Below are 14,955 nucleotides of genomic sequence, written 5' to 3'. Positions count from 1 at the left end.
TAAAAAGCGGTATGCCACAACATCCGGCATACCGCTAATGATGCTATATTGAATCTGTTACATATTATGCGTTCAACAAATCTTGTGCGCCACGGTAAACAATGTCATACAGGTCTTCCAGATACTCTTCCTCGATACATGAGAATGCGATTCGGAGATCATATTCACCCAGCGCAATTGTTCCTACCCCATATTGTTCCAGCAAATGTGTGCGCAGTCGTTCAGCGGACAAGCCGTTCAGCTTAAGGCACATAAAATAACCCGAATTGAAAGGATAGTAGCTCCATACATCTCCGTATTTTCCACTATCGAGCAACGCTTTGACTTTATTAGCCCGCCCCTTCATAATTTGGAACTTTTCATTTTTCTGTTGTTCAAAATCGGGTGATTTGAGGGCATCCAGGACGAAGGTTTGAGATGGGTGAGGACCGCTCGAAATCGTTGCCCGAATAATCCCTAATGTTTTTTGTTCCAGTGCGCTCAGTACATCCTGATGTTCCGAAGCAAAGGTAATAAATCCGACACGGAAGCCCCAAACGAATTCTTCTTTGGTAGCTCCGTCAATTTTGACGGGTAGAATTCTCGGATGAAGTCCAGCTAACTGACCGAATAGTGATTCATGCAGGGAGTCCTCGAAGAACAGACCAAAATAAGCGTCATCCGTCACAACTACGACATTGATGCCTGCTTCTGCGGCTTCCTGAATGGCAGCAACAATCGCTTTACCCTCTTCGACTCCCGGTGTGTAGCCCGTCGGGTTATTCGGGAAGTTCAGCACAACGATTGCTTTGCCGTATTCTTTCTGTGCCAGTAGCGCCTCGCGTAATCCTTCACTATTAAAACGTTGATCCTCTGTGAACAACGGGAAATTCACCAAACGTCCATGACGGCGAATACCGAAAGTCAGCTCATAGTTTTCCCAGTTTTTGTCTGGGTAAATGACAGCGTCCCCTTCATCCGTGAACAGGTCGGCAACGATGCTCAAACCATGGGTCAGCGCGTTCGTAACTACGGGAAGGCCATAACCTTTTCCAGCCAATGAAGGGTTTTCCTTCAGCATTTTGTCACGCCATACACTACGAAGTTCAGGTTTGCCCGCAGGGGGTGCGTAAGGGTATAAATCCTTGGGATTGTAAGCGGACAGCTTCTCCTGAATGACCTCCAAATGCATAGGACCGTTACCTTCCGTAGCAATACCAATCGTGGCGTTGTACTTTTTAGCAAGCTTCCCGGCTTCTGCGGATTGACTCAAAATCCCCTCTTTTGGGAAATAAATTTCTTTCCCTAAAAGAGAAAGCATTTGATATACATGCTCGTTGCCTGTCTGAATGTTTTGGTTTAACTGCGCTGCCAGTGGATTCATTCCCGTTTCATCCTTCCAAGTCATTTTGATTACATATTATAGCATCACACACGGTAAGCGTCACGCAAAAGCATCTGGGAGCATAAAAACGCATTTTTTTGCTTAATGAAGGCGCTGAGCTTATATTATAAATTAACGGGATAGAGGACAACCAAAGATTAACAAGAGGAGGTGCAGATTTTGCTGGATACATCTGCGTCATCGTTTATCCTGTTGTCGGCCTTCGCCAAAATTGTGTGCGAGCCGGGCTGGAAATGGCAGGTACGCGAGAAGCCGATGCCAAACTATGATTTATTCTATGTATGGAGCGGAGAAGGAACAGTGGTCTTAAACGGAACATCGTATCCGGTGAGCAAGGGGAGTTGCTTCCTGTTCAAGCCGGGGGATGATACCCGTGCCACACATAACCCGCAAAAGCCGCTCATACTTACCTATATTCATTTTGATCTCATCGAACAACCAGAGCTAGTCCCTGCAAGCTACCGTATGCTGGAGGAAACGTTCGAGGTAGAGCATATGCTTGCCAGGTACGTTCGACTGCGCCTGGAGCGTGCTTACGGAGCTGACGAGGAAGGCAAGCTGATTCTAAAACAACTGATGATTCATCTGCTGCGTGCGGACCGTAAGGAGCCGCAGGAGCAACAGGCCAGTAACCAGCTCACCGAGGTCATTCGGGAAACGGCCAACTACGTGCGTCAGCATCCGGGACTTCCTCATCGCGTCGAGGATTTAGCTGCACGGGCAGGGCTGTCACCGCGTTATTTTTCGATTAAATTCAAGGAGCTGCTAGGTGTTTCCGCGCAATCTCATATTATCAGCATGCGGATTGAGCGTGCACAGCATCTACTGCTGCATGCGGGAATGAATGTGACCGAGGTGGCAGAGGCTTTGGGGTATCGTGACATCTTTTTTTTCAGCCGCCAATTCAAGCAATACACGGGGAAAAGTCCGTCTGAGATCCGGTAATGTTATAGACGGTGGACAAGCTGTTTCGGATTTAGGCATAATGGGAGTAACGCATGACAAATATAAAGGATAAATTCCAAAAAAAGGACCCGAGCCATTACGCCGGGTCCTTTTTTATATGAGCAATTTATATCATTCGATCCCAATGCTCATATGTGTAGCTATAATCCTGTTATGATATATTCACTTATGCTTTGGGATCATGTCGAAAGCAACCCAGACGTTGTCCCATTTTCACCACATCCCCCAGCTTCAATGCGGGGTCTGGCTCAAACGTACCGTTCTCAGTTAGCAAAACGACGGTTGACCCAAATTCGAAATAGGCGAGATCGTCTCCTTTTGTCCATGAGACGGCTTTATCATCCGTATATTTGATGCTACTCACATTCATTGCGCCAACCTTAACGACCGCCACCTCACCGTATTCGTGGGCGATGTACGTAATCTGTCGTTCATTGCGGCTAAGAACTGCTCGCATATGCTGCAAGCCGAAGTCATTCACTGGGTATACCTTGCCGCGCAGATGCTCTTTTTCTACCAGCGTACCGGATACTGGTGCATGAATGCGATGATAATCCGTCGGGCTGAGATAGAGTACAAAAGCATAGCCGTGTGTGTATTTTTCAAGACGCGGAGAGCGGTTAAGAAGCTCTTCCAGCGTATAGTCCTGCCCTTTGACATTCAAAAGAGTGCCGGACGTAATTGGGCCAGTGAAAGTAATCCGTGCATCCACCGGACTGGTCATCACCTCGGCGTTCGTATCAATCGGGCGCATGCCCGCTTTTAATTTGCGTGTAAAATAGGCGTTCAGAGAACGGTATTCCTTCCATTCCTGTTCAGCCTCATGCGTCTGGATCTGGTACGTACGTATAAAGGTGGGGATAAAAAGTCGGCTTGCACCGCTTTGCGCGAAGGAGCCCACAATCCGGCACACCCACTTGCGCGATGATAGCTCCGTCATGAGCCGCAGCCACTGTTTTGCCATTACAGATCCCCCTTGTTCATTTCCGAGCCGTCTTGGCCGGAACCTGTCCGGCCGCTCTGAACTATATTGACACAGAATGTGACGTAAATCAATACAGTGGACGGCCTGGTGAACGTTCGGTATCTGACGAAGGCATCCGTTCGAGAAGCCAACGAGCGTAAGCCATCGGCTGAGTGTATGTTTCTTTCCAGACATTGTGCATGCCAGCCTGGCTGAAGCCATAGCGCTGGTCACGACCGTTGCATTCGATAAAAACAATCTTGCCTTCACGGGTAATTCCCAGATCCAGACCGACATCGGCGAGACGGGGAAGGGTTTGTGCCAGTCGGTGCACGATTTGTAACGAGAGCCGCTCCAGTTCATTCATCAGCCGGACTGCGTTCGAAGTCTGAACCGTCTCTGTTTGTGATAACACCTCCAGTAAGGAACGGGCCGTACCCCCCTGTGCCACATTGGAGACAAAGGTGTGGGAAGGAGCAATTTTAGCGAACATGCCTGTCACACCCCAGATACCGCCATATCCGCGCTGAACCGTCACACGGATATCAAACGGACGATTGTTGTACAAAGCAAGCGGTATGGTTTCCTGTACGATATGAGGCACATGCAGCAGTCGTTTGTGTAGAAATAACGGGAGTTCTCCGACATGCAAACGTAGTGTGGACCAACGCTCAGGTATAGAAGGATGTGCACATTGCAAAGTCCAGCCTCCGCGGGAATGCCGCAGACGCATAATTCCTCTACCCACGCTACCGCTACTGGGTTTAATGACAACATCTCCGGTTTCCTCCATTAAGGTATGGATGGAGGAAAGGTTGCCTTGCAAGGTTTTGGGGAGGTGGATGCGTAGCAGAGGGTCTTCCTGCAGAATTGCATGTATATGGTCTTTGGGGAAACGGTTTTGTTCATTAAAAATATAGTATCCCTTTTGTACAAGCTTGTTGATATCTCTAGCATTTTCATTTTGCCGATAGAGAGTCCGATTGTGGATGACCGGCGGCAACGGAAGAGTCATTTGCCGATACTCGTTGCCGTGTTTAACAAAAGCCCGGCATGTTCCGGTCGCTATATGAATATCCTCCAGACGAAGAAAGCAGGGGATGAGCTCGTAGCTTAACCCGGCGTCCTCGTAATTGGCGATGGATTCATATCGCGTCCTCATGGCGGGAATGCCCCGGTAGGTTGCCGGGTTGAGCATGACGCCGACATGCAACATGAGTATGTCCGCCCTCCTTGTAGCACTCCAACTGATCATACTGTGATTGTAGTCCATCATATGTATCAAAGATCGGCCAGGCATGGACGCTAGCCTTGCGGTAAGCCCAAAGTTAGAAGCGAGGCACCTTTCAGGGAGGCAGACGATATGATACAAGATGAGTGTTGCAGAGTGTTGGAATAAGGTCAGAAAGTAGGTGTGGTGATGCAGAGGCCGAAGGTAGCAGTTGTTACACCGGGCTCCTTTGTTATACCTTCGCCCCGCAGCAGTTCTGTGGAGCGGGTAATTGCCCGCATGGTACCGCTGGCTAGTCATGAGCTTCAGGCGCAGATCTATGGCATAAAGGGAGCAGAGGCATCGGATCATGGCGATGTCGACGGAATTCCCTGTATGCGTTTTACGCGGGGAGCAGGTTATATTTCTGAGGTGATTGCCGATTTAAAGAGATGGTCACCAGCGGTAGTAGATGTACACAACCGCCCGGCAGTTGCGTATGCCATTCGCGAGGCTTTGCCCAATAGCCGAGTTGTGCTGACTTTGCATTCGACCACGTTCATCCGGGAGCCTCACCTTGAACGGAAGGACATGGGTAGGCTACTGGCATCAATGGATCGCATTATTGTGAACAGTGCGTATTTGGGAGCAATCGTAGCTTCTGACTGTTCCGAAGCAGTCAGGAAACGCATCGTCGTAAACAAGCTGGGTATCCATCCTGGCGATTTCCTGCCACGGTGGACTCCAGCAGCAGAAGCGGCCAGGTCGGCGCGATTGGACGATTTCGGCTGGTCAGGCCGCCAAATCGTATTATTTGCGGGCAGACTGATGCCAGGGAAGGGCGTTCACCGGCTGCTCAAGGCCCTGCGGCATGTCGTCCGCGCCTGCCCGGGCGTACTGCTGCTCATTGCAGGTAGTGCCTATTACGGGCATGACCGCCTCACGCCGTATACGGCGTCGTTGCATCGGCAGGTGCGTAAACTAAGGTTGGGGAAGCATGTGCAATTCCTAGACTATGTTCCGCATCCAGCATTGGCCTCGCTATATCAGCTAGCCGATGTGACTGTTGTTCCTTCAGTGAAGGATGAGGCCTTCGGGCTGGTCAATCTGGAAGCTATGGCAGCAGGAGTGCCGGTGGTCGCTTCACGAATCGGCGGTATTCCAGAGGTAGTACAACACGGCGAGACAGGCTGGCTTGTGTATCCGTCTCACGGTGAGCAGGAAATGGCCGATGCCATCATCAGGCTGCTCCAGCAACCTGACTTGCGACGACGGATGGGAGAAGCCGGACTTGGCGAGGTACGGAGACGATTTTTGTGGCAGCACTCAGCACAACGCTGGGCACAAATCATAACGGACTGCGTAACGGAGTGACGTAGGCGCTGTTACGCGCATAGGCTATCTTATAGGCATTAGCCATGATTCCCAGCCGGGTGAATGAAGCGGAGCGACCGCTGGTTCACTCCTGTGCCAAAGGAGCGGTCACCATGAACCATCGTACGAACCATAGCCCTAAGGATAAAAGAACAGCACGGCGTAACCTTTCCCATGCGGTTCCCTCCCCCCGTGTTAACAAGGAGAAAGCGGCTTCGACTTCCGGCAGTCATAGACCGAGCCAGCGCGGGACGGCAACGGTCCCTGCCCCTGTAGAGAAGGATACCTCGGTTCAAGCTGTAGAGGAAGCGGCATGGAAGAAGCATAAGCTTCCCAAAACGCTAGAGGAAGCGATGCAGATGAATCGAGCATCTGTACTGCTGTTGTCTGTGCCTGAGTCAGATACGGAATGCAGGATGGATAACGATAAACCGTCTATTACGATGGAAGATCAGGCAGAGCAAGATTCATTACTGGATTGTTCCATAACCAGTATTCACATTGCGGAAGGAAGACACCGCCCAAAGCAGCGCGTGGTCTTGCCTGAGCAAGATATCGATCTAGCTTTCGATACGGAGAAAGAATTAGACTTGAATGCCATTCGCGACGGATCAGCGACCAGTGACGAGGCTTCTGACGATCATATAGCTTCACCTCAATATGGGAGCATTTCTTTTCACCTCCCCGCACAAGCGGATAGGGGTGAAGTGAGCGTTGTATTTGAGAAACCTTTTGTAGATACACAGTATGTAATCACAGCCAATGCCAGTATACCGGGAGTGATGGTATCCGTCACACAACGTCAGAGGTATTCAGCAGTACTTACTGTGGAACGCATACACTCAGGTCCGCTATGTGAAGGGTTGGTCCTTTGGATTGCGATGAGGCAATAATAAGAAGCCAGGAATATAAGTGTCCATAATCAACTTTATAGTAGAAAAAAGGCGTCCCCTAGTGGGACGCCGTATACATAAGAGAGAAGGGGGTAGACTTGTAATATCGGGGAAGTTTATATTATTACACTTATTTCACACCTACGGCATCAAAAGACTTAATAGCAGAGGTTACGGCTATTGAATTTTCACCATAACTGTCTTTGGCTGTTTGGATAACAGCAGCACGTGCGGTGGAGAAGTTAGACGTGGAAGTCAGATAATTGGTGAAGGCATTATAATAAATATATACGGCTGCATCACGTCCGATTCCATCTACCTTGACACCATGAAAAGTGCCACCTTGTGCCAGTAGATAGTAGGCTTTATTAATAATACCGCTATTAATATGGGCTCCACCATAATCCTCGTTGTTAGGATCAGGATAGAGATTGCTGTAGTGATCGACTTGACCGTATTTGACAGGATCGGAAAGGGAGCGAATGGCATCGCCCTTAATATTAGGGGTATAAGCGACTTTGCCGAAATCCCAATTGGTACGCTCAATGTCGTTGCCTATAATATCTGAGATGGCTTCACTTAATGCACCAGATTCAGCGAAATACACGAGCCCTGATGAATGCTCGGTCACACCGTGTGTCAGCTCATGGGCAACAATTTCAAGGTCGCTGCTAAAAGGGGCAAATAACGTGCCGTCTCCGTCTCCGTAAAGCATGTGAGTGCCACCCCAGTGGGCATTATTGTAGTTCTTTGCGCCGTAATGGACTGCCGAAGCGATGGCCATGCCATGCCCGTCAATGCTGTCGCGTCCAAATCTATCCTTGTAATAATCGTAAGTGCGAATAGCGTAAGCGTGGGCATCCACCGCAGCAGGATCTTCCCATACGTTATCGGAATCTGTATACAGGGTGCCGGGGAGCGTCTCGGTGTTGTGGACGTTATAAGTTAGGATTCCTTTACCACGAGTCGTATCCTTTAGTTGATACTTCTTGCCCGAGGCTGTGGTTTCAAATGTTTTGGTATCGCCGAATACACCGCGCCCTGTGCCGATCACTTCGTTAAGAATGTCATACTTGAATACGATTTTTCCGTCATTAGCGTCAATAAAGTAACGTGTGCGCAGCAGAGTGGGCTGTAGAGTATTAACTTCGGTTACATAGACGAGACGTGTGGAGTCTCCATCGGGATAGATGTACAGTTCTGCTGTAGGGTCCACGCTTGGTTCCAGATTTGCAATCTTGGGAATAGAGGATGCAGGCTCTACCACTTCCAATGTACTGTTCTCCAGTTCAGCTGCTTTATCCAAATCCAAGGAGTCCTTATCAACAGAGATTGAAAATTCATTGTTAGATGCTGTTCCGTAAGTGTCTTTACTTACACTACTTGTACCCTCGTAAGGTTCAGGAACGATTGGGGCGGAGGAAGGGAGAGACTGAACCCGTATAGCTGCATCTTTATAAGCGGTATATACAGCCTCAGTAGCACTGATTTTTGGAGTTGTATTTTCTTTAGCATCGGCTTGTTGATTTTCTGAAATGACAGCTCCCAAATAAGAGGTGATTTGACCAGACTTGTTCACATGGATGGTCTGTTCGGCTCCAAATACGGGAATTCCGTCTACATATTGTTTTAACCGATAATGCTTTGTACCAAATTTGTCACTGGTGCGATCCACGATACGAAATTGCTCGCGCACATGGGAACCGATGTGGGTATCGTCCAGACTCAATAATGTTTTTTGTTGTCGATTTAAAAAGCCCCAGACCAGATTGTCGCCTGTTACCGTTGAAGGAGACTTCCAGTTCACCGTTTGGAATGTTGGCGTAAACTGAGTCGGATCGGGAACAGAATTTTCAGCTGCGGAGGCTCCAGGCGCAATGGCTCCTAATAACATAGCTCCTCCTAGAAGTGAAACCCATACTTTTTTCAATTCATACTCACTCTCCTTAATTAATGTTGGGGTAAAAAACACCCTGTTTGCAGAAGCCTAGCGTCATATATGTAAGTCTTGTTGCTCCTTTGAAACGTGAAGAGGCTGGATAAAAATGACCTTATGTAAAATATTAAGGTTTATTTTTTTTGCAATTTCATCGTCTCGGCTCTGATATTAGCACAGAGGTTGTCGAACGAGAAGATTAATTTTACAAAATACCCCAAAATGAATCTTTAGTCCCTGATTTACGGTTTATTTGTCTTATTTAGTCGAAAATGATCGTAGGGACTCTATGAATATGAAAAGGGCGCCCCTTTGAGGGGACGCCATAAATAAGGGGGGAAGGGGCGCAGACTTGTACACTGCACCCCTATTTTTTCGTCCATTGTATGAGTAGGGCCACATGACAGTTGCACAACGGCAACGGTCTATGGACGAGAATATGAGGATTATAGCGTATATGATTTAGTTTACACCTACAGCATCAAAAGATTTGGCAGCTGCAGTTGCTTGTGCCGAGTTCGCACCGTACAGATCTTTTGCCGCTTGGATCACAGCAGCGCGTGCGTTGGAGAAGTCGGAAGAAGAAGTCAGGTAGTTCGTAAAGGCGCTGTAGTAAATTTGGACCGCTGCATCGCGACCAATTCCATTTACAGTTACACCATGGAAAGTACCACCTTCTGCCAACAGATAGTAGGCTTTATTGATAATACCACTGTTCGTATGAACGCCACCGTTATCGGAGCTGCCTTTATACAAGTCGGAATAGTGATCTGGTTGATCATACAGCGTAGGATTGGACATAGAGCGCAGAGCATCGCCTGCAATGTTTGGCGTATAAATATCATCGCCTACAAGCCAGTTTTTACGCTGAATGTCATTGCCGATGACGTCTGAGAAAGCTTCATTCAATGCACCGGACTCTCCGTAATATTCCAAATTCGAAGTATACTCTGTGACACCGTGCGTAAGTTCATGCCCCACTACATCGGGGTCCCCGCTGAAGGCGATAAATGTGCTACCGTCTCCATCTCCATAAGTCATTTGGGAGCCATTCCAGAAGGCGTTGTTGTAGCGGCTACCGTAATGGACTGTCGAACGGAGTTGCAGCCCGCGTCCGTCAATACTGTTGCGTCCGAATTTGGACTTATAGTAATCATATGTTTTGGCAGCATATGCATGGGCATCCACGCCAGCTGGATCATTCCATACATTATCGGCATCGGTCAGGAGGGTACCTGGGATGCTTTGACGGTTGGAGGCCGTGTAAGTCACGATACCGTTACCGCGTGTTGTATCCTTTAACTGGTAGCTACTGCCCGAAGCAGCCGTGGTGAATGATTTGGTATCACCAAGCACACCTTTACCTGTACCTGTCGCTTCATTAATGATGTCATACTGGAATACGATGCTGCCATCATTGGCATCAATAATGTAGCGAGTACGCAGTGGGGCAGGTTCTAAAACATTGACTTCTGTTACATAAACCAGCTGCAGGTCATCCCCTTTAGGATAGAAGTACAGATCGGCTTTAGGATCTACTTCTGGCTGCAGATTAGCGATTTTGGCAATGGAACTTTTTTCTGTCTCCACCGCTTCAATTTTGCTATCTTTCAGGACAGATGCTTTATCAAGACTCAGCTCGTCCTTATCGGTGGATATCGTTTTTCCGTTGTTAGCTGCTTCGGAGTAAGTGTCTTTGCTTACACTGGTTTGCTCCTCAGCATCTTTAGAGATGGTATCGTCGGAGGTAGGGAGGGCTTCAATTCGTGCAGCTGCTTCTTTATATGCAGTGTAGACCGCTTCAGAAGCGCTGATTTTTGGAGTTGTACCTTGCGTAGCTTCAGCTTGCTGATCCTCACTAACCACCGCTCCTAAGTAAGAGGTGACCTCACCAGATTTGCCCACATGAATAGTCTGTTCAGCTCCATATACGGGAATCCCGTTTACATACTGTTTCAGCCGATAATGGCTCACACCGGACTTGTCGCTTGTGCGATCAACGATTCGGAATTGTTCACGTACACTAGAGTCGTCCGCACCCAATAACGATTTCTTTTGCCGATTCAAATAGCTCCATACAATGTCGTCACCCGATACCGAGGAAGGGGCTTTCCATTGCTCGGCGTGAAAGGTCGGTGTAAGCTGAGTTGGCCCCGAAACGGAACTCTCCGCTGATGCACCAGACGCGACAGACCCTAACAACATAGCTCCTCCAAGAAGCGAAACCCATACTTTTTTCATTAAAAATTCACTCTCCTCGATTAATGTCAGGATGAATCATCCTGTCTTGAATAAGGCATTGCGCCATTTATGTAGGTCGTGTTGTCGTCTGGAATAGAAGAAAATGGAACATGAAGAGAAATACCGAAGTGTTTTTCATGAAGCGTACGTGAAAAGAGGGTACTGCAGTATGAAGCATGTGGCCTAAAAAGGTGACAAACTCCTCCTTTCCTGTCGTATATAAAGAAAATAGAATAATGGTGGATAATGGAAAAAAATGACTTATGCAAAAAAAACTAATGTTGATTTTTTGAACTCCCATCATCTGGCTCTGATATTAGCACAGAGAATGACGGACGAGAAGATCTATGTCACAAATTTATCCAAAATGAATCTTTAGACCCTAATAACTCACTTATTTAATAGGATTAATAAGTTATGTAAAATAAAGTCGAAAATTGCTATGTCGAAAAGACTCCACGCTTGCCGTTACACACGGCTTTTGGACCGCATAGGTTATGTTGAACTGTCCTAATCATGCTGTCCATCTATACAGCAGGAAGGGAGGTGAGACGGGAGCATGAAGAAGCAGGGAAGAGCTGGATACAAGATCAAACGGAGGCGGCATTCCGGCGCATACTATCATTCTAAGATGTGGCTGCCGTTACGAATGCCGAACATGCATAAGACCCCTGCCATGAGGGAGGTACTCGACACGGAGAGAGGGGCACAGATTGGCGAAGAGCGACCATCTGGACCGTCATCAGTGGGAAAGTTTTTCGTATCTGTCATTATTCCGGCCATGAATGAGCAAAAAACAATCGGAGCTGTGATTCGCGAGGCGCGCCGTGTCCATCCACATACAGAGGTTATCGTCGTTGAGAACGGATCACACGATAGAACGGCGAAGGTGGCAGCAGCGGCGGGAGCTCGTGTACTTTCTTTCCCGGAACCGCTCGGACATGATGTTGGCCGTCGTGTTGGAGCGGAGGCGGCATCCGGACAGATCCTGCTTTTCCTGGATGGGGATATCGTCATTCCCTGCGTTAGACTCCGGCCGTTTATACACGCCATATGTGCAGGGGCGGATGTGGTGCTGAATGATTACCATGGACCTGTGAATCGTACGCCCGTACATCCTGTAGTGGAGGCAAAGCATGTATTGAATATCTTGTCGAATCGCGCTGATTTAGGGGGAGCGTCTATGACTGGCATTCCACACGCCATTAGTCAAAAGGCTCTAAATAAAATAGGTCCAAAGCCCTTGGAGAAACCTCCCTTATTTCAAGCTATGTCCATCGCTTCCGGGTTACGAGTGGTGACTGTATATGGAATAGCTGTCGGTAAAATAAATGCGACACGTAAAAAACAGAACGGCAAGGACCCGCTGGCAGGTGTAATTGTTCAGGATCATCTGGATGCCATTGCCTGGCTTACATCGCATCTGGGAACGCGTGCAGGCTTTACGGATTTGGAGCGCAAACGGATCAGAGACGAGGTGAAACTGTGAGTAGACCGTATCGCAGAGGGAAGCGTGAAGAACCGAGCTGGGGGATCAGACGTGTTCAGCGAAAACGAGGAACGACGACTTCAATGCATAGCCGTAGGGTGAGAAAGCCCACACCTCGGGCAACAGGAATGACCGAAGTGACTCCACCTGTGGAACGCGAAGTTCCGGGAGATATTGTATTACAGGGAACCGCAGCGGCCGTGGTCAGCGCCTGTAATGAAGAGTCAACGATTGACCGGGTGCTGAGCGAGCTGGAAAAACTTCCGCTTACGGATATCATTGTCGTATTGAACGGCTGCACGGACGGCACGCGCTCCACCGTAGCCAAACATCATCCTAATGTGACTCTCGTCAACGTGCCCGATCGACTGGGGCATGATGTTGGCCGTGCAGTAGGCGCGCGTATGACGCAGGCTGATATTGTGCTGTTCGTGGACGGAGATTTGCCGATTTCGGGATCTGATTTGCTGCCTTTTCTCCACGCGGTGGATCAGGGAACGGATGTCGCGCTTAATGATCTGGGCAGACATTTGCCCCCCTATGCCCAGCAAGACAGCGTGACACGGTGCAAAGCATTCCTGAATCGCGTACTGCGCAGGCCGGATCTGGGAGCAAGCTCATTGACCGCCGTACCGCATGCATTATCTCGGCGTTTACTGGATCAGCTTGGCTCAGCCGTGCTTGCCGTACCGCCAAAAGCCCACGCCATGGCAATTCTGTATGGCATGATCGTGGCGGCAGTACATGCTGTCGATGTCATTAAAACAAACCGTAAGCGGACCTTCAATGTTGGCAAAGGGAACGCTATGGAACAGTTGATCGTCGGTGATCATGCAGAGGCACTGACGGCTGTGTTTCAGGTAGCCGGGTATTCCCCGCTCGGGCCTGTTCCAACACGGGTAGACGTTGCCAAAGGGAGGAATGCACAATGAGTCTGACGAGCATCATTATTCCGACTTATAACGGCCTGCATCTGTTAAAGCCGTGTATTGAGGCGATTCGGACACATACGATAGATGTACCGTATGAAATCATTGTTGTGGACAACGCTTCGAATGACGGAACGGATGATTTTTGCGCATCCGAGCGGCTGATCAGCATACGTCTTCCTGAAAACAGGGGCTTTCCAGCAGCATGTAATATGGGGCTCCGGCTGGCTTCGGGTGATCAGTTCGTTATTTTAAACAATGATGTGACGGTTACGCGGGGATGGCTATCGAATATGTTGGCCGCATTGCAGAGCGAAAGCATCGTGGGATTGGTGGGACCGGTGACGAATTGCGTCAGCGGTATTCAGCAGATACACGGCTTGGAAGGAGATTTGGCCAGCTGTCTGAGATATGCGGAGCAGAATAATGTAAGTAATCCCTCCAGGTGGCAGGAGGTTAAGCGGTTGGTCGGATTTTGTTTGTTATTCCGGCGTGATCTGATGGAACGGATCGGATTGCTGGATGAACGGTTCAGTCCCGGACATTATGAGGATGACGATTATTGTCTGCGCGCACGTGTGCATGGCTACAAGCTGCTCATGTGCAACGACTGTTTTGTCTATCACGAGGGGAATGCGAGCTTCTCACGCTCGGAAACTTCCTGGATCGAAGAGCTGATCGAGCGGAACTATCGTTTATTTATAGAGAAATGGAGCATAGATCCCAGAATGTTCATCGAAACTGGAAACGCTGGGGTTGTATGCACTGAACATGCTGTCGAAGGAGGAAGGAAGATATGAAAGGGGTTATTCTCGCAGGAGGAACCGGATCGCGCCTTCATCCGTTGACTACATTACTCAACAAGCATCTGCTTCCGGTCGGCAAGTATCCCATGATCGTATATGGTATCGAGAGGCTGCGACAGGCTGGGATTACGGATATGCTTATTATTATTGGTAAACAATCGGCCGGACTGTATACCGATTTTTTGGGCAGTGGCAGTGATTATGGTGTCCAACTGACCTACCGGATTCAAGAAAAGGCGGGCGGCATTGCAGAAGCACTCGAACTGGCAAGAAGCTATATGCAGGCAGAAGAGAAATTCACTGTTTTGTTAGGTGATAATTTGTTCAAGGAAGACTTGGGACCTGTGATCGAACGATTCAAGCAACAGCCCCCGGGGAGCGCCAGAGTGTTGTTGAAAAAGGTGGCAGATGCTCGTCGTTACGGGGTACCCGTGTTTGATCCTGAGCGTCCGGAGAGCATTACGCGGATTGAAGAAAAGCCACAGCATCCCCAATCCAAATACTGCGTTACGGGTATCTATATGTACGATACTGCCGTGTTCGATAAGATCCGGCAAATTACACCTTCGGCACGTGGTGAGCTTGAGATCACGGATGTTAACAACTGTTATGCCGCTGAAGGCAAGCTGGAATATGATATTTTACGGCGTTATTGGAGCGACGCAGGAACCTTCGTTTCCCTTCAGGAAGCTGGATTGAAAATGAAAGGACTTCTACCTTGATCTCAATGAAACACCATCCTACCGGGCCAGGCATATAGTAT

Annotated in this window: 12 protein-coding genes; 7 read left to right on the top strand and 5 right to left on the bottom strand. The window is 48.7% G+C overall.

Annotated elements, in window-relative coordinates; translation table 11 throughout:
• Positions 1–64: 64 nt before the first annotated feature.
• Positions 65–1,363 carry an aminotransferase class I/II-fold pyridoxal phosphate-dependent enzyme gene (locus tag MKY16_RS19665; RefSeq protein ID WP_029518265.1) on the bottom strand — a complete coding sequence of 433 codons (1,299 nt, stop codon included), beginning with the start codon at positions 1,361–1,363 and terminating at the stop codon, positions 65–67.
• A 180-nt stretch (positions 1,364–1,543) separates the two neighbouring features.
• Between MKY16_RS19665 and MKY16_RS19660 the strand changes: the two genes are divergently transcribed.
• Entirely contained in the window at positions 1,544–2,329 is a 786-nt protein-coding gene (locus MKY16_RS19660; RefSeq protein WP_069012637.1) for a helix-turn-helix domain-containing protein, read from the top strand.
• 187 nt (positions 2,330–2,516) lie between these two features.
• Here MKY16_RS19660 and asd read toward each other — a convergent pair whose 3' ends face one another.
• Positions 2,517–3,314 (bottom strand): archaetidylserine decarboxylase, encoded by a 798-nt coding sequence (gene asd / locus MKY16_RS19655; RefSeq protein ID WP_029518267.1) that lies wholly within the window; start codon positions 3,312–3,314, stop codon positions 2,517–2,519.
• A gap of 88 nt (positions 3,315–3,402) precedes the next feature.
• Entirely contained in the window at positions 3,403–4,530 is a 1,128-nt protein-coding gene (locus MKY16_RS19650; RefSeq protein ID WP_029518268.1) for a YheC/YheD family endospore coat-associated protein, read from the bottom strand.
• Between the two features lie 204 nt (positions 4,531–4,734).
• On the opposite strand from MKY16_RS19650, the gene MKY16_RS19645 reads away from it, so the two are divergent.
• Together MKY16_RS19645 and MKY16_RS19640 are read left to right on the top strand one after the other, a co-directional pair.
• The gene (locus MKY16_RS19645) at positions 4,735–5,898 is read left to right on the top strand and encodes a glycosyltransferase family 4 protein (protein WP_340956725.1); all 1,164 of its coding nucleotides are present in this window, start codon (positions 4,735–4,737) and stop codon (positions 5,896–5,898) included.
• A gap of 113 nt (positions 5,899–6,011) precedes the next feature.
• Positions 6,012–6,791 (top strand): WIAG-tail domain, encoded by a 780-nt coding sequence (locus MKY16_RS19640; protein ID WP_340956723.1) that lies wholly within the window; start codon positions 6,012–6,014, stop codon positions 6,789–6,791.
• Positions 6,792–6,921: 130 nt separating this feature from the next.
• On the opposite strand, the gene MKY16_RS19635 is transcribed toward MKY16_RS19640, so the two are convergent.
• Entirely contained in the window at positions 6,922–8,721 is a 1,800-nt protein-coding gene (locus MKY16_RS19635) for a M4 family metallopeptidase (protein ID WP_340956721.1), read from the bottom strand.
• Positions 8,722–9,189: 468 nt separating this feature from the next.
• On the bottom strand, positions 9,190–10,968 hold the full coding sequence (locus MKY16_RS19630) for a M4 family metallopeptidase (protein ID WP_340956719.1): 1,779 nt from the start codon (positions 10,966–10,968) through the stop codon (positions 9,190–9,192).
• A 559-nt stretch (positions 10,969–11,527) separates the two neighbouring features.
• On the opposite strand from MKY16_RS19630, the gene MKY16_RS19625 reads away from it, so the two are divergent.
• The 4 genes from MKY16_RS19625 to MKY16_RS19610 are packed head-to-tail and all read left to right on the top strand — an operon-like array spanning position 11,528 to position 14,914.
• Positions 11,528–12,457: a glycosyltransferase family 2 protein gene (locus tag MKY16_RS19625; RefSeq protein WP_029518272.1), complete on the top strand. Its 930-nt coding sequence runs from the start codon at positions 11,528–11,530 to the stop codon at positions 12,455–12,457.
• Complete coding sequence (locus tag MKY16_RS19620) at positions 12,454–13,389, top strand: glycosyltransferase family 2 protein (protein ID WP_340956717.1); 936 nt, start codon at positions 12,454–12,456, stop codon at positions 13,387–13,389. Before MKY16_RS19625 ends, MKY16_RS19620 begins: the two co-directional genes overlap by 4 nt.
• A complete protein-coding gene (locus MKY16_RS19615) occupies positions 13,386–14,186 on the top strand; it encodes a glycosyltransferase family 2 protein (RefSeq protein WP_069012642.1) in 801 nt (266 codons plus the stop codon). Before MKY16_RS19620 ends, MKY16_RS19615 begins: the two co-directional genes overlap by 4 nt.
• Positions 14,183–14,914 (top strand): sugar phosphate nucleotidyltransferase, encoded by a 732-nt coding sequence (locus tag MKY16_RS19610; protein WP_340956716.1) that lies wholly within the window; start codon positions 14,183–14,185, stop codon positions 14,912–14,914. Before MKY16_RS19615 ends, MKY16_RS19610 begins: the two co-directional genes overlap by 4 nt.
• Positions 14,915–14,955 lie beyond the last annotated feature (41 nt).

Origin of the sequence: Paenibacillus sp. FSL L8-0641, assembly GCF_038006265.1 — a bacterium.
GTDB classification, from domain to species: domain Bacteria; phylum Bacillota; class Bacilli; order Paenibacillales; family Paenibacillaceae; genus Paenibacillus; species Paenibacillus polymyxa_D.
Note: the sequence above shows the minus strand (reverse complement) of the source record. Positions and strands in the feature narration are given on the sequence as shown.

Bases quoted from the DNA above. Each gene is read 5' to 3' on its own strand.
- MKY16_RS19665 (WP_029518265.1), bottom strand. From the start codon at position 1,363: ATGAATCCACTGGCAGCGCAGTTAAACCAAAACATTCAGACAGGCAAC.
- asd (WP_029518267.1), bottom strand. From the start codon at position 3,314: ATGGCAAAACAGTGGCTGCGGCTCATGACGGAGCTATCATCGCGCAAG.
- MKY16_RS19650 (WP_029518268.1), bottom strand. From the start codon at position 4,530: ATGTTGCATGTCGGCGTCATGCTCAACCCGGCAACCTACCGGGGCATT.
- MKY16_RS19645 (WP_340956725.1), top strand. From the start codon at position 4,735: ATGCAGAGGCCGAAGGTAGCAGTTGTTACACCGGGCTCCTTTGTTATA.
- MKY16_RS19640 (WP_340956723.1), top strand. From the start codon at position 6,012: ATGAACCATCGTACGAACCATAGCCCTAAGGATAAAAGAACAGCACGG.
- MKY16_RS19630 (WP_340956719.1), bottom strand. From the start codon at position 10,968: ATGAAAAAAGTATGGGTTTCGCTTCTTGGAGGAGCTATGTTGTTAGGG.
- MKY16_RS19625 (WP_029518272.1), top strand. From the start codon at position 11,528: ATGAAGAAGCAGGGAAGAGCTGGATACAAGATCAAACGGAGGCGGCAT.
- MKY16_RS19615 (WP_069012642.1), top strand. From the start codon at position 13,386: ATGAGTCTGACGAGCATCATTATTCCGACTTATAACGGCCTGCATCTG.
- MKY16_RS19610 (WP_340956716.1), top strand. From the start codon at position 14,183: ATGAAAGGGGTTATTCTCGCAGGAGGAACCGGATCGCGCCTTCATCCG.